Source organism: Stenotrophomonas sp. SrG (genome assembly GCF_050031795.1).
Taxonomy (GTDB): Bacteria; Pseudomonadota; Gammaproteobacteria; order Xanthomonadales; family Xanthomonadaceae; genus Stenotrophomonas; species Stenotrophomonas rhizophila_A.
Genome location: NZ_JBNBBE010000013.1, coordinates 101,369 through 117,582, shown reverse-complemented (window position 1 = coordinate 117,582; position 16,214 = coordinate 101,369). Strand labels below are relative to the sequence as shown.

The 16,214-nt window shown below is 65.3% G+C and carries 26 protein-coding genes; 1 reads left to right on the top strand and 25 read right to left on the bottom strand.

Annotated features, from left to right (window positions below; translation table 11 throughout):
- Positions 1-16: 16 nt before the first annotated feature.
- The 25 genes from gp17 to ACQG3P_RS13655 all read right to left on the bottom strand — a co-directional run bounded on the left by gp17 (position 17) and on the right by ACQG3P_RS13655 (position 15,662).
- On the bottom strand, positions 17-370 hold the full coding sequence (gp17, locus tag ACQG3P_RS13775; protein WP_426805390.1) for a tail completion protein gp17: 354 nt from the start codon (positions 368-370) through the stop codon (positions 17-19).
- Positions 370-861, bottom strand: a complete 492-nt coding sequence (locus tag ACQG3P_RS13770; protein WP_426805389.1) for an HK97-gp10 family putative phage morphogenesis protein — start codon at positions 859-861, stop codon at positions 370-372. Before ACQG3P_RS13770 ends, gp17 begins: the two co-directional genes overlap by 1 nt.
- Positions 858-1,538: a glycosyltransferase family A protein gene (locus tag ACQG3P_RS13765; protein ID WP_426805388.1), complete on the bottom strand. Its 681-nt coding sequence runs from the start codon at positions 1,536-1,538 to the stop codon at positions 858-860. Before ACQG3P_RS13765 ends, ACQG3P_RS13770 begins: the two co-directional genes overlap by 4 nt.
- Complete coding sequence (locus ACQG3P_RS13760) at positions 1,532-2,089, bottom strand: methyltransferase domain-containing protein (RefSeq protein ID WP_426805387.1); 558 nt, start codon at positions 2,087-2,089, stop codon at positions 1,532-1,534. Before ACQG3P_RS13760 ends, ACQG3P_RS13765 begins: the two co-directional genes overlap by 7 nt.
- Positions 2,070-2,573, bottom strand: a complete 504-nt coding sequence (locus tag ACQG3P_RS13755; protein WP_426805386.1) for a hypothetical protein — start codon at positions 2,571-2,573, stop codon at positions 2,070-2,072. The genes ACQG3P_RS13760 and ACQG3P_RS13755 overlap by 20 nt, the downstream gene beginning before the upstream one ends.
- Entirely contained in the window at positions 2,570-2,911 is a 342-nt protein-coding gene (locus ACQG3P_RS13750; RefSeq protein WP_426805385.1) for a phage head closure protein, read from the bottom strand. Before ACQG3P_RS13750 ends, ACQG3P_RS13755 begins: the two co-directional genes overlap by 4 nt.
- Positions 2,911-3,306 (bottom strand): head-tail connector protein, encoded by a 396-nt coding sequence (locus tag ACQG3P_RS13745; RefSeq protein WP_426805384.1) that lies wholly within the window; start codon positions 3,304-3,306, stop codon positions 2,911-2,913. The genes ACQG3P_RS13750 and ACQG3P_RS13745 overlap by 1 nt, the downstream gene beginning before the upstream one ends.
- On the bottom strand, positions 3,299-4,321 hold the full coding sequence (locus ACQG3P_RS13740) for a hypothetical protein (RefSeq protein ID WP_426805383.1): 1,023 nt from the start codon (positions 4,319-4,321) through the stop codon (positions 3,299-3,301). Before ACQG3P_RS13740 ends, ACQG3P_RS13745 begins: the two co-directional genes overlap by 8 nt.
- A complete protein-coding gene (locus ACQG3P_RS13735; protein ID WP_426805382.1) occupies positions 4,314-5,696 on the bottom strand; it encodes a phage portal protein in 1,383 nt (460 codons plus the stop codon). The genes ACQG3P_RS13740 and ACQG3P_RS13735 overlap by 8 nt, the downstream gene beginning before the upstream one ends.
- A 1-nt stretch (position 5,697) precedes the next feature.
- Entirely contained in the window at positions 5,698-6,000 is a 303-nt protein-coding gene (locus tag ACQG3P_RS13730) for a hypothetical protein (RefSeq protein WP_426805381.1), read from the bottom strand.
- A 51-nt stretch (positions 6,001-6,051) separates the two neighbouring features.
- Complete coding sequence (locus ACQG3P_RS13725) at positions 6,052-7,500, bottom strand: phage major capsid protein (RefSeq protein ID WP_426805380.1); 1,449 nt, start codon at positions 7,498-7,500, stop codon at positions 6,052-6,054.
- A gap of 108 nt (positions 7,501-7,608) precedes the next feature.
- Positions 7,609-8,181 (bottom strand): HK97 family phage prohead protease, encoded by a 573-nt coding sequence (locus tag ACQG3P_RS13720; RefSeq protein WP_426805379.1) that lies wholly within the window; start codon positions 8,179-8,181, stop codon positions 7,609-7,611.
- A complete protein-coding gene (locus tag ACQG3P_RS13715; protein ID WP_426805378.1) occupies positions 8,178-9,911 on the bottom strand; it encodes a terminase large subunit domain-containing protein in 1,734 nt (577 codons plus the stop codon). The genes ACQG3P_RS13720 and ACQG3P_RS13715 overlap by 4 nt, the downstream gene beginning before the upstream one ends.
- Positions 9,908-10,240, bottom strand: a complete 333-nt coding sequence (locus tag ACQG3P_RS13710) for a hypothetical protein (RefSeq protein WP_426805377.1) — start codon at positions 10,238-10,240, stop codon at positions 9,908-9,910. Before ACQG3P_RS13710 ends, ACQG3P_RS13715 begins: the two co-directional genes overlap by 4 nt.
- A gap of 139 nt (positions 10,241-10,379) precedes the next feature.
- Positions 10,380-10,646: an HNH endonuclease gene (locus tag ACQG3P_RS13705; protein WP_426805376.1), complete on the bottom strand. Its 267-nt coding sequence runs from the start codon at positions 10,644-10,646 to the stop codon at positions 10,380-10,382.
- A 59-nt stretch (positions 10,647-10,705) separates the two neighbouring features.
- Entirely contained in the window at positions 10,706-11,020 is a 315-nt protein-coding gene (locus ACQG3P_RS13700; protein WP_426805375.1) for a hypothetical protein, read from the bottom strand.
- Positions 11,020-11,220, bottom strand: coding sequence for a hypothetical protein (locus ACQG3P_RS13695; RefSeq protein ID WP_426805374.1), 201 nt, complete (start codon positions 11,218-11,220; stop codon positions 11,020-11,022). The genes ACQG3P_RS13700 and ACQG3P_RS13695 overlap by 1 nt, the downstream gene beginning before the upstream one ends.
- A complete protein-coding gene (locus tag ACQG3P_RS13690) occupies positions 11,217-11,693 on the bottom strand; it encodes a lysis system i-spanin subunit Rz (RefSeq protein WP_426805373.1) in 477 nt (158 codons plus the stop codon). Before ACQG3P_RS13690 ends, ACQG3P_RS13695 begins: the two co-directional genes overlap by 4 nt.
- The gene (locus ACQG3P_RS13685; protein ID WP_426805372.1) at positions 11,690-11,905 is read right to left on the bottom strand and encodes a hypothetical protein; all 216 of its coding nucleotides are present in this window, start codon (positions 11,903-11,905) and stop codon (positions 11,690-11,692) included. The genes ACQG3P_RS13690 and ACQG3P_RS13685 overlap by 4 nt, the downstream gene beginning before the upstream one ends.
- A complete protein-coding gene (locus tag ACQG3P_RS13680; RefSeq protein ID WP_426805371.1) occupies positions 11,902-12,228 on the bottom strand; it encodes a hypothetical protein in 327 nt (108 codons plus the stop codon). Before ACQG3P_RS13680 ends, ACQG3P_RS13685 begins: the two co-directional genes overlap by 4 nt.
- Positions 12,225-12,851: a glycoside hydrolase family 19 protein gene (locus tag ACQG3P_RS13675; protein ID WP_426805370.1), complete on the bottom strand. Its 627-nt coding sequence runs from the start codon at positions 12,849-12,851 to the stop codon at positions 12,225-12,227. The genes ACQG3P_RS13680 and ACQG3P_RS13675 overlap by 4 nt, the downstream gene beginning before the upstream one ends.
- A gap of 305 nt (positions 12,852-13,156) precedes the next feature.
- Positions 13,157-14,023 carry a hypothetical protein gene (locus ACQG3P_RS13670; protein ID WP_426805369.1) on the bottom strand — a complete coding sequence of 289 codons (867 nt, stop codon included), beginning with the start codon at positions 14,021-14,023 and terminating at the stop codon, positions 13,157-13,159.
- 17 nt (positions 14,024-14,040) lie between these two features.
- The gene (locus tag ACQG3P_RS13665) at positions 14,041-14,574 is read right to left on the bottom strand and encodes a hypothetical protein (protein WP_426805368.1); all 534 of its coding nucleotides are present in this window, start codon (positions 14,572-14,574) and stop codon (positions 14,041-14,043) included.
- A 204-nt stretch (positions 14,575-14,778) separates the two neighbouring features.
- Positions 14,779-15,297 carry a hypothetical protein gene (locus ACQG3P_RS13660; protein ID WP_426805367.1) on the bottom strand — a complete coding sequence of 173 codons (519 nt, stop codon included), beginning with the start codon at positions 15,295-15,297 and terminating at the stop codon, positions 14,779-14,781.
- Positions 15,279-15,662 (bottom strand): Ref family recombination enhancement nuclease, encoded by a 384-nt coding sequence (locus ACQG3P_RS13655; protein ID WP_426805366.1) that lies wholly within the window; start codon positions 15,660-15,662, stop codon positions 15,279-15,281. The genes ACQG3P_RS13660 and ACQG3P_RS13655 overlap by 19 nt, the downstream gene beginning before the upstream one ends.
- A gap of 29 nt (positions 15,663-15,691) precedes the next feature.
- On the opposite strand from ACQG3P_RS13655, the gene ACQG3P_RS13650 reads away from it, so the two are divergent.
- Complete coding sequence (locus tag ACQG3P_RS13650; RefSeq protein WP_426805365.1) at positions 15,692-16,210, top strand: hypothetical protein; 519 nt, start codon at positions 15,692-15,694, stop codon at positions 16,208-16,210.
- The last annotated feature ends 4 nt before the right edge of the window (positions 16,211-16,214 follow it).

Genomic DNA, 16,214 nt, shown 5'->3' with positions numbered 1-16,214 from the left:
GGGTGGTGCCAGCGGCTCACCGCTGGTCGATGAAGTCGGCTTCCATGCCGACCCGGTAGAGCTTCGTGTCCGGATCTCGGTTGTCGAGCACGACGCGATTGCAGATCAGGGCCGCGTCCAAGGCAGCACGCACCGCGAGCGCCAGCTGTTCCGCGCCGGCGTCGGTGGGGTGGTAGCAGTCCAGCTGCACCGCGGTGAAGTCGCCGCCCGGCGCCGCGCTGAGGTTGTCGTATGGCAGCCCAGTGACGATCTGCCAGGTGATGTAAGGGCGCTGCTCCGTCTGGGACACTTCGCCGTGCCGGCCGATGCGCGTGTCGACGATGGCGGCAACCGCCGCGGTGTTGATGGTGCGGTAGACCTTTGGAAACATCAGCCCGCGCTCCCGTTCTTGGCGGCCAGCTGCCGAACGATCAAGTCGATGCGACGGCTCAGGTCGGTCACCATCACGTCAATGGCCTCCTGGCCCTTGCTGGTCACCGCCGGGCGCAGCCACGGGGTAGCGGGCTGGTGCCCAGACCCCCACTCCAGCAGGTTGGCGGTCATGCGCGTCGACGTCTTCTGCCCCCGGGCGTTGACGAAGGAGCGCTTTTTCACCCGCACCAGGTAGCGTTCGCCATTGCCATCATTCGGCGCCTTGCCCCGGCTGGCAATGACGGACCGGACCGTAGTCCCGGTGCTGTCGGCGCCGCGCAACTCGATGGAGCGCTGCAGGTTGCTCTTCGCCTCATCCCGCACCAGGCGCGCTGCCTTGGCCAGCGCCAGCTTTACCGGACCGCCCTTCTTGCTGACGATCTCGGCCGGCAGGCTGTTGAGCGTGCGGATGATGCCCGGAATGCCGACGATGTTGAATTCCACCTTCACCGGTACACCTCTGCATCCAGACCCACCCAGGAGCGCAGCAGCGCACCATCAGGATCGGCTTGACCGTTGAATGCTGCGTCGTGGCCCATTCCGATACCACCGCGGCCGGGAAGTCCTTTCATGCCGACGACGCGATTGCCGCCGAACAGATGCCGGCCCTGCGTACGGCGCCACAGGTCCAGGTCAATGAACTTCGGACGTGCCAGGCAGGCATCGGCGAAGTCCTTCAGCGCGCTACCGCGCATCCCGGTGCTGCACAGGCTGGCATGGCCGGTGTTGGCTAGCTGCCTGCCGCAGCGCTGCTGCACGTTGTAATAGCGCGCCCGGTGTTCGCCGACCAGTTCCGCACGGTCCAGTTCGCGATCAACGGTCGTCAGCCAGTCCGGCGCGTACCAGTCGTCGTCCTCGATGATGGCCAGGCGCTCGTCAGCGCCGACGGCGGCCAGACCCTTCAACAGGTTCCGTGCCTGCGTGTTCTGGCCGGGCGCCCAGTGCGGCGACGGGCGGACCAGCACCAGCTGCCAGCCATTCCGGCGGAAGGCCACCGGCTGCGGCTCAGGGCCGTCGTCCACGATGACCCAGCGCACGGGGCCGGCGTAGTCTTGCCGGGCCATCCAGCGCTCGCACAACGCCCAGGCGGCAGGCCTGGCGCCAGTGGCGGTGAGGAGGGTCAGCACCGCGCCACCGCGAACGTGTGCATCGGCAGCCGGCGGCGGGCAACGCCGCGTTCGCCGTGGTCATTCAGTTCGAGCGGCACATCGCCGGCGTACTCGGTGGCGATGTCCGTGAAGCCGGCATCGGCGAGCAGCAGCAGCAGCCCGCTCTGGCTGTAGCGGTAGTAGTCATCCGGGTAGCCGTGCTCGGGGAATGCGAAAAGCGTGGTGACCACCAGCAGGCCGCCCGGCTGCAGCACGCGGCGCAGCTCCGGCAGAGCCAGCCACGGTCGGGCTACGTGTTCCAGCACTTCTGAGCAGACGATGCCGGTGAACCGGCCCGACCATTCCGCAGGCAGGTCGTGGATGTCGGCGACCTGGTCGACGCCGTCGCCCGCCTGCATGTCGATTCCGGTCCACTGGCCAGCTGCGAGATCCCGGTTGGTGCACCACCACGCGGCAGGATCGTGGATCCGGCTGCCGACCTCGAGCACGTCATCGCCCAGGGCGCCGGCATAGCGCTCGATGTGCGCGCGGATGCGGCCGCGCACGGAGTTAAGCGGCAATCTGTTCATCGAATTCGAAGCACCTGAGAGCTGAGCCGGGGGTGCAGTTCACTACCCGGACATGGGGGTTCTGGCGTGCCCACTGGGCGAATTGCTGCTGATGGATCTCTCGACGGGCCGGCGCGGTGTTGCGCAGGCCGTTCGTATACGGGCCGAAGAAGTGCGAGCCGCGCAGGTCGAACCCGTGCAGCCGCACCAGCGTGGCGCCCAGCGATACCGCAACGGCCAGGCCAAGCACGCCACTGTTCCAGTTCGTCCTCGCGCCGGGCAGCTGCTGCAGTCCCGCCTTGCGATGCGGTGCATACTTGGCACCGCAGAACGCCATGGCCGCTGGGTGCTTGTCCCACCACTGGACGTCGCTGGCAGCGAGGAACTCAGCCCACGGCGCCAGTTCGAAGGCATTGCCGACAACCCCGACCCGTCGCCCGCGCAGTCGTCCGGCCAAGTCCAGCGATGCGCTCGGGCCTGGTCCCAGAAGGTCGATCTCGATCATTGGCCGTCGTTGACCCCGGCCGATACCGGAATGGTGATGTACTCCAGCCCAGACGCCTTGTCCGGCAGCAGGCCGGCGATGTTAAAGACCTGGCCCCGGTGCAGCAGGCGCATCGAAGGCAACAAGCCGGCGCGGTACCGGATCGTGATACGGGCCGTTACCGCTGCCTGCGTCTGGCCCGACTGGATGAACTCGCGGGCCGACAGCGGCTCGACCGACGCCCACACCGTGGCCACGTCCACCCAGCTCATCTGCTTGATCCCGTCGCTGTCTCTGGTCGTGACCTGCTGCTGGATCAGCACCCGGTGCCGCAGGTCACCCGCCGCAACGTTGCTCATCACGCCACCGTGGTGCGGCGCAGGGGTGCCAGCTGAGCCGTCGCCGCTCGGGACAGCACGTACCCGTGCCCGGCATCTGCAGGCACCGCGTTGTCGCCCTCGCCTTCCCGATAGCGGTACTGCGACGCCAGCTCCAGGAGCGTGGCGGCGATCACCATCGGCTGCAGCACCGGCAAGTCGTCGCTGTCCAGCACCGGCAGCGGCACGCCCGAGCTGTCCGTCACCACCTCCCCGTTGGAATCGCGCTGCAACACGTACAGCCGCCACTCCTGCTTCAGCCACGCCGCCACTGAGGCAGAGACGGCGGGGATCCAGATAGCCAGCCAGCGGTCATCCGCGTCGCTGTCGATGCGCAGCTGCTCGCGCGCATCTTCCGGGGTGACGAACTCACGCATTGCCGGCTCCCAGCTTCACCGGCTCGGCCGGCACGCGGACGCTCTTGCCGTCCTTTCCGTCACGGCCCTTGCGCGCAGCCAGCGCCCAATCCTGCTCATTCTCCAGGCAAGGCTTCGATGCGTTGTCGCGCTTCGCGATCCACAGCGCCCCATCGTGGGTGATCGACTGCCCGGCCTTCGTACCCAGGCCCTCGCGCCAGAAGCCGCGGTGGACCATGTACGGCAGGACCAATTCGGTGCGGCGCTCGCCTGCGCCGAGCTTGATGACGAAGCCGCGCTCCGCATCGTACTCGCCAGTCGCTGTTTCGAAGCTGATGCCGTCTTGGCCATCCTCGCCCACGACCTTGCCCAGCCTGACCGCCTCACCTTTGGTGGTGGTGATCACCAGCTCGCCACCGCGATCGATCATTGCGCCGGCCAGGCCCACACCGTCGGCACCGGGCTGCGGCGGATTCGCGGCCAGGTGCCTGGCGACCTGCGCGGCCAGCTGCTGCTCGGTGACCGGATCGGCGTCTCGGCCATCCTTCGGCGCCGGCAGCGCATCGACAGCCGCCTTTACCGCCAGTTCGATCACCGCCGGGTCTGCGTCGCGGCCGTGCCGCACCGGGTTCGCCTCGAAGTGCTTGGACACTGCGTCGACGGTGGCCAGGTCGACCAACGTCAGCAGCCGCGGCGAGGCCAGCATTTTGTCCACCACCAGGTCGGCCAGCATCTCCAGATCGACCGGATCCGCGTCGCGGCCAGCAGGTACCGGATTCGCCTCCAGATGGCGGGCGACCTGCGCGGCGATCTGCTCGTCGCTCACCGGGTCGGCATCCTTGCCGTCGGCGGGCGCGGGTATGGCCTCCAACGCGGTGCGAACCTGCTCGGCGACCATCTCAGGGTCTGCGTCGCGACCGGGCCGACCTTCCGGCACCTCCCGCTCCTCGAGCCGCTTGATTCGCACCATCAGCGGTGCGATGGCGTCGCGGACCAGGCCGCCCAACATCTTGCCGAAGTCGATGGGGTCACTCATTGCGGAACACCTCGGCTCGCGCGGCCTCGAGGGCCTTCAACATAAAGTTCTCCTGCTGCAGCGCCTTCAGTTCCTCGCTGTCGTCAGGGTCGTCGTCAGGCACCGGCGGCTCGGCCGCCGCCGGTGCGGGGTCGATCTTGTTCTTCCGCACCTGGTCCATCGGGAAGTCCTGCTGCTGCATATAGACGGTGTCACCACCCTCCAGCGGCGCCAGGTTGAAGGCCAGCCGCGCTTCGTTCGGCGTCTTGACGTTCCCGCTCACCAGCGTCGTTTCGACCTCGGCCTGCTTACCCACGTCCATTCGCAGGAGCGGTCCCAGATCCAGTTCCACTCCCATCGGGCGGGAGATGCCCAGACCCTCGTCCAGCAGGTTCTCCATCGCCTCGATGTGGGTCTGCAGCGCATCCCCGTAGTACATCTGGTTCACCTCGTCCGGCTTGGTCCCGGCAGGAATGCTGCCGATGCCGACCTTGAACGGAGGGATGCCGAACGGCTGGCAGATCTGTTCATCCGAGTAGCGCATCTGCTCGACCATCTGGTTGTCGGCGGACTTGAACGCGAACGGGGTGAACTTCATGTCCGCGCCGACGACTGCAACGTTGCCGGCCTTGGCGCCTTGGAACTCCGTGTTCCAGTAGTCCTTGACCAGTTGCGCGTCTTCATCCGACATGCCCGCGGGGGCGGTCAAGATGCCGCCTGGGTTCGCACCGTTGGAGAAGAAGCTGGTCGAGTCCTTCAGAATCTTGAGGTTCTTCACCGCCGGCCAGTGCGCGGCGCACAACGGCGGCACACCAATCAGCTGGTGGTGGAAGCAGTTCATCCGGTCGTGGATGATTTCGCTGGCCGGCACTATCAACTGGCCGCCCGGGTAGTTTTCGGGCAACAGATTCGATCCCGTGCCGTAGTTGAGCTGGTAGAAGACCTCGCCGCTTTCAGAGACCAGCGGCTGCACCGAGAAGGGATCCATGATCCAGAGCCGATTCACGACCCTGCGTTCATCGCGCCCCTTCAGCCCGTAAGTGTTCCCCTGCGTCAGCTTGGACAGCATCCAAGCCTCGCGGAACTGCTGTGCCGTCTGGTATCCGTTGGGCTTCCTGAGCACCGGCCAATACGATGTATTGCTCGACGCCGGCCGCCAGACACCGTCGTCGCCTTCTGCCTTCAGTACAAACGGCAGCTTGCCGATGTCCGTGGAGATTCGATTGAGGCACGCGTAAAGCGTCGGATAGGTGAGGACAGTGCCCCTGTCCTCTTCCAAGTCCCGCTGCCACGCACCAGCGAAGGGCTCACGCACCAAAGCGCGCCAGCCCCTACGCTGCGGGACTGGAGTCAGTGCCTTCTTCGCCAGGGTAACTTCCAGCCCGAAAATACGCATGTCAGTCCTGTGCCTTCATGTCCCGGCGGGTGTAGCGGCGGCGTGCCGTGGGTTCCTTGGCGACGGGAGAAGCATCCTGCTTCGGGGCAATCTGAGCCGCCGGCGTTTCCTGCGTCACCGGGGACTGCGGAGCCGCGATGGAGGGATCAGAAGGCGAATCGCCAGCCGTAGGCGCGTCGGGTACAGGCGCGGTGCGGGGACCCTTTGCCTTGGGCAGCGTGGCCTTGCCAGCCCGGATGAGCCGGTCAGCGTGGAACGAGGGAACCTCGACCGGCTCCCCACGATAAATGACGGTGCTCTTCATCTTTCAATCTCCTGGAATCGGGGAGGGCCGAGTGGCCCTCCCCTGCTCCGGTCAGTTGCCCCAATTCACGCCCGACAGCACAGCAACCGCCGTCTGGCGGCGACGCGACCAGTTGATGAAGCGGTGGGCCCGGATCGCGGTGCTGTCGGTCTGGAACATCGACACCAGCGAGGTGGCCGTGGCCGGATCACTCGCGTTGGTCGGGTTGTCCATCATCTGGATGGACGCCTCGTTGCTGAAGTCCACGGTCGCCTGGCCGTCATCGGACAGGTAGATGTTGGTGGCATCCACCAGCACCACGTAGCTGCCGTCCGAATCCGCCGGCACGTAGTTGGACACGATCACCGGCACGCCATCGATCGCACCACCCTGCGGGGTCAGGTCCGGGAACTCCTTCTGGCCAAGCTGGTTGACCAGCGAGGACGCATTGCGGGCGGTGGACGCGCGCATGATGTAGACCGGCGTGGTGAACACGTGGTTGGCGTCGTCCGATGCCGCCCAGAGCGCGTTCAGATCCGCACGGATATCCGCCGCGGTGTTGCCCGACGAGGGGATTGCAGTCACGCCGTTGGTGATGGACGCCGGGGCCACATTCGCGACACCCGCGAAGTCCGGATCGATGAAGTCGGTGTCCATGCGCTCGACCAGGGCATCCACCAGCATGTCGCGGAACAAGGTTTCCGCTGCCGGGTCGCTGAAACGGATCAGCTCGTCGGTCGCAACGGTGATGCCAGCCACCTTGAACCAGCCGTGGTAGACGTCATTGAAGCCGAACGCGGTCACCGGCTTCGGCTTGCCCTGGCCGACCCAGTAGCCGGTACCGCCCGAGGTCGCGCCTCGGATGTGCACGTTGAACGGGATGCGGCGCAGGGACGGGATACCGCCCTGGCCGAAGCGGCCGACGATGGTACGGGGGCGCAGGAACTCGACGAAGTCTGCGGTGTACTGGTTGTAAGCCACCAGCGGCGCCGCCCAGGTTGCGTCGGTGGTGGTGGCAGCGTCCACTGCGGCCTTGGTGACGTTCGCCTGCAGGATGGATTCCATCTTCTGCGAGCCGCAGAAGGCGAGAGCCTTCGCAATCGGGTTCTCCGCACCGAAGCGTTCCTTGGCGATGTACGACGCCTCGCGCATATTGCCGCGCGCGGCGAAAACGCACATGGCGTGACGGGCAAACAGGATGCCCGGCTCCAGCTTCTCGGTCGAACGCACCTGGATGGCGCCGCGCTGATGCACGACGGCGCCGACCGGCTGCTGTGCGTTGTCAGCGGCAATCGGCACCACCGGCGCAGCAGAGCGGGCTTGGATAGCCTGCAACTGCTCGAAGCGCTCGATGTCGCCGTCCAGGGTCTTGATCTGATCCTTGACCGAATCGAACTCTTCCTGCTCGGCGGTGTTCATCGAACGGCCCTCGCCCATGGACTTCTCGACGACGGTGTTGAGCTTGCGCTCCAGCTCGGCACGGGTGGCGCGGAGCTTTTCCAGCTGTTCTGCGATGTTCATTTTTCAGTGCTCTCTCGTAGGCGCAGCCGTTCGGCCCGGGTTCCACCCCGGGCAATGCCTGCAATAAGGAAGCGGGTTCCACCCCGCAGGGCCGTTTGGCCAAGTACTTCAGCGCAGCAACTTCACCGCGCCGCCGGCCGGTCGGTCGACCGGTACCGCCTGGCGCTGGATGAGGGGGACGCCATAGTTCGCCGAGCGGCGGCCGCCGGCGGTGTCCATGGCCTTGATGGTCTGGATGGTCGCCGCGGCGTTGGCCGGAATGGTGACCAGGGAAAGCTCGAAGATCTCGGATTCGGTGAAGCGGATGCCACCGCCGTCCATGTAGCTGTACTCCAGCGCGCGGAAGCCAATGGAGACGCCGCGAACCAGCTTCTCCTTCACTGACTGCCAGGCCAGGTCGCACAGGTCCTTCAGCGCGCCGGCGGTGGCGATCTTGGCGACGCTCGCCGTGAACGGGATGCCATCCTTGGTCGGCTTGCCGAAGCGGACAATGCCGACGGGGCTGTCGTGACGGTGCTGCCAGAGCAGCGGCAGCTCAGCGGCGAACTTCGCACCCAGCGGCTCGACCACGTCGCCGTATCGGTCCGGTTCGGGGGTGGTTGCCCAGCCGGTTATCACCTGCTGGTCGTCGTCATAGTTCTTCACCTCCAGCAAGCTGTAGGCGCGGTTCTCGTTGTTCATCGGGCTCCACCCACTGTCATGAGGACGAGTTTCTTGTGCTTGCGCGGGCTCGGGTTGAGCGACATGAGCGCCACCGCGTTGATGCCCGCCAGCAGCGGATCCACCTTCGCGCTGCCCGAAACCTGCTTTGTGATGTAGCTGGCGTTGCCGGCGTTCACCATCTTTGCGTTGCCGACACACCACGCCATCAGTGGCTGCGCGGCATGCACGATGTCACCGCCAGCCAGCGCGCGCTCGGTGGTCTTGGTCCATCCGTTGAGCTTCCATCCCTGCCCGATCGACACGATCCGGCTCTGCTCGATGCCCCGCTCCTTGGTGGTCAACTCGTCGACGATGGCCGATATGCCGGCGGAATCCACACCGACGGCCTGCTCTTCGGCAAGCAGCCCGGCACGGTCCACGCGGCAGACGATGTCGGCGACCTGGTCGACGTCTTCGCCCGGCAGTTCCACGATGGTCAGGTCGCCATCCTTCTGAAAGCCCATAAGCTGCGGCTCGATGTCCTTGCGCCGCTCCAACACGATCTCGTGCGCCCAGGCATGGGCCCACCAAAGCCATCGGCGGGTGCCCTTTTCGCGGCCCAGCACCACCAACCCCAGCAGATCGTCCAAGCCGCCGCCGTCGATGCCGACCGTCGCCACCTCGCAGCGTTCCAGCAGACTCTCCAGCGTCAGCGTGCGGTCGCCCCGGCGGTTCCAGAATTCGGCTCCCGCCCAGCCGCCTCCCATGTTCTCGGACGGGGGCACGTTCAACCGCTTGGCCAGGAACACCCGCAGCTTCTCGCCGCCGGCCTCCTTTGCTTCCTCCATCTTCCGAGCGAAGTCCTCGGGATCGACGGAGGCACCGAAGTTCGGGTTCACCAGCCACGCGTTGGCTACGTCCAGGTACGCCCTGGACTTGATCATGCTCTTCGGCCACTCGTACAGAAGGGGCAGAAACCACGGTGCGTCGATCTCGCCGTCCCGGACCTTACGGGCGAACTCGATCTTCGCCTTGTACTCGCCTACCGGCTCCTCATCCGACTCGGTAGTGATCGAAATCACGATGCCTTCCGGCCGCGACGCCTGGCCGCCGGTCGCCTCGAGGACCATGTCCGAGGCGCCCTTACGCTTTGCCAGCAGCCAGAGCTCTTCGAGAATCACGAAGGCCCATTTCTTGCCCGAGATGGCGTCGGTATCCGCCGCATACACACGGCAGCTCATCTTGGTGACGCGGTGGGTGATCTTCCGATTGATCGGCTGGATGTGGAACAGCGCCGCGAGCTCGGGATCGTTTTCGATCGCCACTTTCATGGGATCGAAGCAGTTGTCGGCCGTGTCCTTCGTCGGCGCGATGATTGCCGCGCCGTTGGAGGAGCGCCAGTTGAGGATCATCAGCGTGAGCATCACCCCCGCCGCGAACCCGGACTTCCAATTCTTCTTCGGGACCTTCAGCAGCACCTCCCGGATCAGGCGCTGCCCGGTCTCTTCGTCGTACGAGCCGAGGATGGCGGCAGCCAGGTCCAGCAGCCACTGCCGGGAGATTTGCCCGTAGGTCGGTGGCACCGCCAGCCCTGTTTCCGGGTCCATCTCGCCGGTAGGGTTCTCCACGTCCATCGCCAGCAGGCTTTCGAACACCTGCATCGCCTTTTCGGCATAGGCAGGGAAGATCGGTCCACACGGCATCAGGCTTTCGCCTGCCTTGAACCGGCGTTCCCAGTCCGGGCACGCCGTTGTCCAGGTGGGCTTCACTTGACCGCTACCAGCCTCGGCCGCGTGGGCGGCGCAGAAGGCGCCAGCGACCGGGATACCAATGCCTGCGCAGCCTGCTGCGACTGCTCACGCTTGCCAAGCGGACCTACCTCTTTCCCCGACTTCTTCAGGGCCATAGCCGCCGCCATCCGGTCTTTGAAGTCGGCGTTGGGGTCAGCCATCAGCGCCCGCAGGAATTCGTCCGGATCCGTGGTCTGGTACGCCTTGGCCTTCGACTTCTTCGGCTTGGCCGGCTTGCGCCCTGCGCCTGGACGTGACCCGCCGGCGTTTTCGCGCGGCCCGCCGCTTCGCCCCTTCACGCCGGCCATTTGCTGATTACCTCGTTCTCGGAATTTTTCTCACGAATGAGGGGGCGGCCGGTGTCCGAGGTAAGGGTCTGGAATTGTTTCCCCTCCCCCCCGGACACGTTTGCCCCTATGTTTTGGTCGCAGGCGAGGCATGCAGCCATCACCACGATCTCTGGGCGCCGCGCTGTGCTTCGGCCTGGGTCTTCACCTTATGGCAGTCGGTGCAGATGCCCTGAAGGTTGGTGTCGTCATCGGTCCCACCCTCGGCCAAGTTGACCACGTGGTCCACCTCTGTTGCCTCGGTGATGCGCCCTGCCCGCTTACACGGCTGGCAGAGATACCCATCCCGCTTCAACACCGCCTCACGCTTTCGGCGCCACGGTCTGCCGCCTCGCCCGTGGCCATAGGTGGGTACCACCTGCGCCATGGTCTGGACCCGGGCAGGCAGGCTCTCCACTCTCGGGGCCAACATCCGCAGGCGAACCATCAGGGCTTCTCGTACGTCCGCGCGGCGCTGCCAAGGTCCGTGGTATCCACGCTGACACCAGCCAGCCTCAGCAGCAGGCGACGCCACCAGGTCAGCCGGGGCCCTTCGTGCACCTCAACCCACATGCCGGGCATAGCCTGCACCTGGGCCATGCACTCGATACGAGCGCGCCACACGTCGCCGACTTCCGCCACCAGCACCACGCGGGTGACGCCCTTGAGCTCCTGCCCGTCCACCAGCACCTTCGTACCCTGGGTCCACGTGACTCCCGAGCCTTCGTCCGCCGGTGGCGGGATGATCGTGACGATAGCCATCAGCCCAAGCTCTGCGACTGGTTCCGCTCACCCGGAAGCGCATCACCGTCCAGGCTGGTGCCGGGAGCCTGCGGCTCTTCCTCGCCCTCGGCGGCCAGTGCTCTGATCAGCGCATCCAGCTTCTGCTCCAAGCGGGCGCTGGTCTGCCGCTGCTCTTCCTGCTGCAGCTCAATGCGCCGCAGGCGTTCGGAAAGGCTCACGGGATCACCTCGGCACGGTCGGCGGCGACGACGGCTTGGAGGGCTCGGACTTGGTCATCGGCGTCACGGCCGATTCGAACAAGGTCTGCCGCGACCTCTGCTCGTAGTTGGGCGCCCGCATCACGTTCGACGGCGCCGGCGACGGCTCGGGACAGGACGGTGGTATGGCAAGTCGCGAGGTCGTTCCGCAGCTGGAGAGTGCCATCGCGCACCCCAGCCACAACAGCATCAGCGACGGCCGGGGCCGCAGCGCGGTCTTCTTCATGCTTCGCTCCGATGGTGGCCATGGTCGCGGCCTGGGTGTGCTCGGTGGCGCGGGTCTGGTTCACCTGGTCCACCACCGCGGTTGCCTGGGCCGTCTCCTTCTTGGACGCCTTGAGGTCAGCACCTCGCCCCGTGAAAGTGGAGCCGGCCCAGAACACCAGGCCAGTCCAGATGGCGAGTGCCATCAACGCAATCCCGATCCGATTCACGGCTGGTTCCTACGCGGTGTAGAGGTGAAGTAGTGCTGGCCAATTGCGCCCATGAGTGGGCCGAGATTGCCCAGCAACAGCATGAGCACGTCCTTGTTGGCCTGGGGGATTTCCACATTTACCAGTACCGCGACCGCCACCCCATAGAGCACCATCACGATCAGCGCGATACCGATCCGGGCCGCGCCAATATTCCGGGTTGCGAAGGTCATGTGGCACCTGCCAGTGCGTGGATCTCTTCCAGAGCCCAGTGGTAGAGGGGTTGATCAACAACGGTCACGCGGGTGATGCGCTTGCCGCGAAGCGTCTTAACCACCACCTCGGTGGACTGCTGGATAGCGAGCAACACGAAGCCGATGCGCTGCTTTACCGGATCAGGCTCATTCAGCACCGACAGGGCATCGCCGACCATCTCGCGGACGTTGGCCAGCATTTCCGCCGTCGGCCTGCCGCTGCGGTTGTCCAGCACCAGCAGCACACCCTGAAGCTGGCTGATCGGCGACAGCTTCGCCGGCTTCTTCTTTGCCGCAGTCATGCGATGCCGAACAGCTTCTTGGCCTGGGCCAGTTTGATCGCCCGGTCGGCCAGCCCGTTGAGGCCGCCGTTTACCTTGCGGGTGCTGCCACGCAGGTCGTCCCGCCGTGCCGGCTCACCGCAACCGCGCCACACCCAGTACCAGCCGGCCGCCAGCGCCGCGTCGGGCAGCTTCTCCAACATGCTGGGGTCGCGCACCACCCGGTCGTCGCCGTACATCGCCTGCGAGTACGCCGTCACGTTGGCTCGGCCCGTCAGGTGGATGAGGCTCAGGCCAGAGAACCGCGCTCCGTCGCCGGGCTGCGTGTTGCCGAGGTTGGCAGCGCCCCAGGCGCCGCCGTAGATGGCCTCGGCGATCGCATCGCGCCCGCCGGCGACGATGGCCTTCGCCTGGGCCAGCGTTGTCAGGCCGTTCCGGCCAGGGAAAACCTCCAGCAGGCGCGGCGCGCTGTACGAAAGGTTCTCCCGCACGCGGGTGAAGCCCTGTGACTCGACCGCCATGTGCGCCAGGAAGTGGCACTTCTCCAGCGCTGACACGATGCCGAAGCGGATGCAGACGTCTTCCAGCGCCTGCGAGTACTTGCCGGCGCCCATGGCAGCCGCGACTGTCTCGGTGCTCACCATGGTGTCTCCTGCATAGGTGCCCGCCCCGCTACCGGCTGGTGCGTGGCTACGTGGTTGGTCCGGGGGGCCGCGGGCGTAGAAGGCCGATCACCACCGCTGGATAGGCACCGCCGGGGTCATGGACCCAGCTACCCTCCGCCCGGAGGTCTCGGTGCCGGCCCGTGTCGCCTCACGGCGAGGTGCTGCAGGGCCTGTTCGCGCGGTGATCGATCGGTGTTGGGGGCCAGGAACGCAGAAGCCCCGACGCAGGGCCGGGGCTTCAGGGACAATTCTTGACAGTGACAGAATCAAATCATTTCATGACGTCACTTGTCAAGATTCGGATTGTTGCTAGCCGTGCGCCCGAGCGCTCCACCTATGTTGTTGCGCCCGATTACACCCCCAATCTTCATCACTCCTTTCGTGGGGAAACCCAAGTTCTCGGCAGCCCTAGTGCCAGCGGCCGCATCGTTAAGGTGCGCGTACCCCAGATTGTGCAGTAGGTTATTGACCCTGCGATCTGAGTTCTTAGCTTGCTCCTCGAGAGTCTGGACAACTTCACGCAGCCTGGCAGCCTCCTCCGCATTGCCGGCAGAATCAACCAGCTGAGCTCGCGCTAGCTCTAAAGATTCTTGCAATGCATCCCGCTGGTCCTCCGCCTCGGTTATTCGGCCAATAAGCGAGCTGAGGTCAGCAGTGGGCACAATGTCGCCCCAGGTCTCCATCGCGCTTGCCGCCTCTTCCTGGATGCGCCTACAGAACTCAATCGCTTCCTCATAATTTCGCTCTGTGACCTCCGGATGCTGAAGGATATGTACTCGGTTCGCCAAGAATTGGCCCAGCCGCCTCTGGAACGCTGCAGTCTGGACCAGCATCAACTTGAGACCGCGGACGGCGACTTTTCCCCTCGCCTCCAGAATGCTCTTCCCGGAAGCAGTTTCCAGTTGATTGGTCACCCTCGCACCCAACACGCCGGAGGAGACTGCCAGCAGGATTTGCACGAGTGCAGAAACACTTGGATCGAGCGTCTTCTGCCCAATCACGAACAGGAACACCGAAACTAGCAGAAGAATCAACGTCCACGGCTCAACGATCAGATTGCCGAAACGACGCCAGGGCCCTAACTCCGCATTCTTCCTCGTCGCGGCTGCGTCTGGCAGTCTTTCCGGAGTCTCGTCGTCTTTGCTAGTCATGACATCTCCTTGTCGCGCTAGGCCGCGGCGCGGCCCTTCGCCCAGTCTATGCCCTTCCCAAGTTCGTAGCGATACTGCCGTAGCGTCAAGGAGCCTCCGTACTGCTCGGCCACCATTCGGGCCTTCACTGCTTGGCTGGCCGACACGGTGAACTCGGTCCGCAGAATCAGCGCCCGAAGCGGGAACTGGCGCTGCATCGAGGCCAGCGCCCTGTCCACCCACCGCAGCTCGTCGGGTGTCCCCAGGTCGACCGCAATCTCGGGGTTGTCGTGCGGCCTGTCCGCATCGTTCGAGGCTCGGACCGGGCTGACTGCCCACGTCGGAAGCGTGTGCATACCGACGACCCCCGACCGGGCACCCATGAAGCGCCGGCGGTCACCTCCATCCCGCCCGACCAGCTCCCGCGCCGCTCGTTCCCGCGTCCCGGGCGCCAGATCCCGGGCATGCTGCAGTACGTGCACGCCGCGCTCGGCATGGCTGAAGGCGTAGCGGTTCACCTGGGCACGACCCCAGCGGCGCAGGTCTTCGGTCAAGGGATCATTGTTGCGCATCGCGGAGGGCCTCCAGTACTTCGGGGTCAAATCGGAAAACGGGCAGCCGCCCATCGGTGTCGCAGCTGCCTTGCCGCTCGGTGTAGCCCTTGCAGTGGTACGCATCGACGACCTGCTGCCGGAACTGGCAGGCCCAGCACCTGCCGTGCCGGCGCAGCTGGGCGCGGTACCGCTTCTGCAGGCGGAGATCTCCTATGACTGCCGTCATGCGGCCTTGCCCATCGCCACCTGGTGCGCGGCCCAGAGGCCGATCATCAGCGCATCGGCACGTCCGTCATCCTTTTTTCGGGTCAGGTAATGGGCAGCGGCAGGGAACCGCTGAATGGCCAGCAGCCGACACGCGTCCTTGTCCTGGCCGACCAGGCCGAAGCGGCGCTTCCAGCTCAGCGGCTCCGCGCGGATCGTGGGGATGCCCAGGAGCTCCAGCACCGCCTTAGCCTTTCCGTAGTTGTCACCGAAGTTCATGGACGACTGGGCACCCTGCTTCCGGCCCTGAGCCGGCATGGCCCGGACTCGCTCAATGCAGGCAAGAACCTCAGCGCCCGGATGCGCGGCGCGCTGCTCCCGGATGAACACTGCGATGGCACGGGCGTCGATCTCGGTCCGCCCGTCCACCTCCATGGTCGGCATGTCCAGGACTGCGCAGGGGAATCCATCGCCCAGGGCCGCCACCGCGCCGCGAAGGCCCGGGTCAACTGCAAATATCAGGCGGCTGGTCGCCATGAAGTCCTCTTCAAATGCTGTTCGATCAAGGTGTCCTGCAGGTCGAGCAGGTAGTCGTCCCGGCCGATCTCCTCGCGGAACCGGCGCGGCTCCCGGGCGTAGCTGGGGCCGTACCGGTCAGCGCAGGCCGAGTGGCTCAGCCCGGCCATTGGCTCGCCGACGTGGTGCCAGGAGCACAGGCCAATAGTGAAGTCGTGGCCCAGCCGCTTCTGACCGTGCTTCCCGCCCACCAGAAGGTGATGGACTTGGCAGGGCATGTACCCGTGCCCTAGCGCATCGCAAACAATGCAGCCGATCTCAAGGATCGAGTCGATGCGGGCCTCCTGGGAGACAGTGGGCTTGCCGGTGGAATGGCCGCGCTTCATGCTTGCCCCCTAAACACGGGGGAACTCGCATGGAATGCATCTACAACTGCGCAGCCCAGACGGCTGGCATTGACTGGCCGGCTTGGGTCCAAGCCGTCGGGAGCGTCGTCGCTATCTTCTCGGCAATCGGGATAGCCGCCTGGGAGCGGCATAGCTCGAGGGAAGACCTGGCTGAACGTGCGAGAGCAGAACGTGTTGCTCGATATGTGCGAGCGAACCGGATACTCGGACGATTCCAGAAGCTGATTTTTGAAAGCGCACAAGCCTTCAACGACGGAAGCGACTCCGTAGGAAATGTGGCAATTGGTCGGCTCGCAACGCCTCAGGAGGTTCGCGAACTTGAGCAGGAGTTTCACCTCATGCCTGACGCAGGCGGCAATGCCTTCACAGCGATAAATAGTTTTGAAGACGCCCAAGATTTGATCTCCCACGGCGTTCTTTCTCGGAGAGACCGGGATGAATTTGCACGACAAATCGACCATGCTGCCACGAGCTGCAGCATGGCACTCAGCGCTATTCGCGCTTTTCTGGGGAGTAGTGATAACTGATCCG

Bases quoted from the DNA above. Each gene is read 5' to 3' on its own strand.
- gp17 (WP_426805390.1), bottom strand. From the start codon at position 370: ATGTTTCCAAAGGTCTACCGCACCATCAACACCGCGGCGGTTGCCGCC.
- ACQG3P_RS13760 (WP_426805387.1), bottom strand. From the start codon at position 2,089: ATGAACAGATTGCCGCTTAACTCCGTGCGCGGCCGCATCCGCGCGCAC.
- ACQG3P_RS13755 (WP_426805386.1), bottom strand. From the start codon at position 2,573: ATGATCGAGATCGACCTTCTGGGACCAGGCCCGAGCGCATCGCTGGAC.
- ACQG3P_RS13750 (WP_426805385.1), bottom strand. From the start codon at position 2,911: ATGAGCAACGTTGCGGCGGGTGACCTGCGGCACCGGGTGCTGATCCAG.
- ACQG3P_RS13745 (WP_426805384.1), bottom strand. From the start codon at position 3,306: ATGCGTGAGTTCGTCACCCCGGAAGATGCGCGCGAGCAGCTGCGCATC.
- ACQG3P_RS13740 (WP_426805383.1), bottom strand. From the start codon at position 4,321: ATGAGTGACCCCATCGACTTCGGCAAGATGTTGGGCGGCCTGGTCCGC.
- ACQG3P_RS13735 (WP_426805382.1), bottom strand. From the start codon at position 5,696: ATGCGTATTTTCGGGCTGGAAGTTACCCTGGCGAAGAAGGCACTGACT.
- ACQG3P_RS13730 (WP_426805381.1), bottom strand. From the start codon at position 6,000: ATGAAGAGCACCGTCATTTATCGTGGGGAGCCGGTCGAGGTTCCCTCG.
- ACQG3P_RS13725 (WP_426805380.1), bottom strand. From the start codon at position 7,500: ATGAACATCGCAGAACAGCTGGAAAAGCTCCGCGCCACCCGTGCCGAG.
- ACQG3P_RS13720 (WP_426805379.1), bottom strand. From the start codon at position 8,181: ATGAACAACGAGAACCGCGCCTACAGCTTGCTGGAGGTGAAGAACTAT.
- ACQG3P_RS13710 (WP_426805377.1), bottom strand. From the start codon at position 10,240: ATGGCCGGCGTGAAGGGGCGAAGCGGCGGGCCGCGCGAAAACGCCGGC.
- ACQG3P_RS13705 (WP_426805376.1), bottom strand. From the start codon at position 10,646: ATGGCGCAGGTGGTACCCACCTATGGCCACGGGCGAGGCGGCAGACCG.
- ACQG3P_RS13700 (WP_426805375.1), bottom strand. From the start codon at position 11,020: ATGGCTATCGTCACGATCATCCCGCCACCGGCGGACGAAGGCTCGGGA.
- ACQG3P_RS13685 (WP_426805372.1), bottom strand. From the start codon at position 11,905: ATGACCTTCGCAACCCGGAATATTGGCGCGGCCCGGATCGGTATCGCG.
- ACQG3P_RS13680 (WP_426805371.1), bottom strand. From the start codon at position 12,228: ATGACTGCGGCAAAGAAGAAGCCGGCGAAGCTGTCGCCGATCAGCCAG.
- ACQG3P_RS13675 (WP_426805370.1), bottom strand. From the start codon at position 12,851: ATGGTGAGCACCGAGACAGTCGCGGCTGCCATGGGCGCCGGCAAGTAC.
- ACQG3P_RS13670 (WP_426805369.1), bottom strand. From the start codon at position 14,023: ATGACTAGCAAAGACGACGAGACTCCGGAAAGACTGCCAGACGCAGCC.
- ACQG3P_RS13665 (WP_426805368.1), bottom strand. From the start codon at position 14,574: ATGCGCAACAATGATCCCTTGACCGAAGACCTGCGCCGCTGGGGTCGT.
- ACQG3P_RS13660 (WP_426805367.1), bottom strand. From the start codon at position 15,297: ATGGCGACCAGCCGCCTGATATTTGCAGTTGACCCGGGCCTTCGCGGC.
- ACQG3P_RS13655 (WP_426805366.1), bottom strand. From the start codon at position 15,662: ATGAAGCGCGGCCATTCCACCGGCAAGCCCACTGTCTCCCAGGAGGCC.
- ACQG3P_RS13650 (WP_426805365.1), top strand. From the start codon at position 15,692: ATGGAATGCATCTACAACTGCGCAGCCCAGACGGCTGGCATTGACTGG.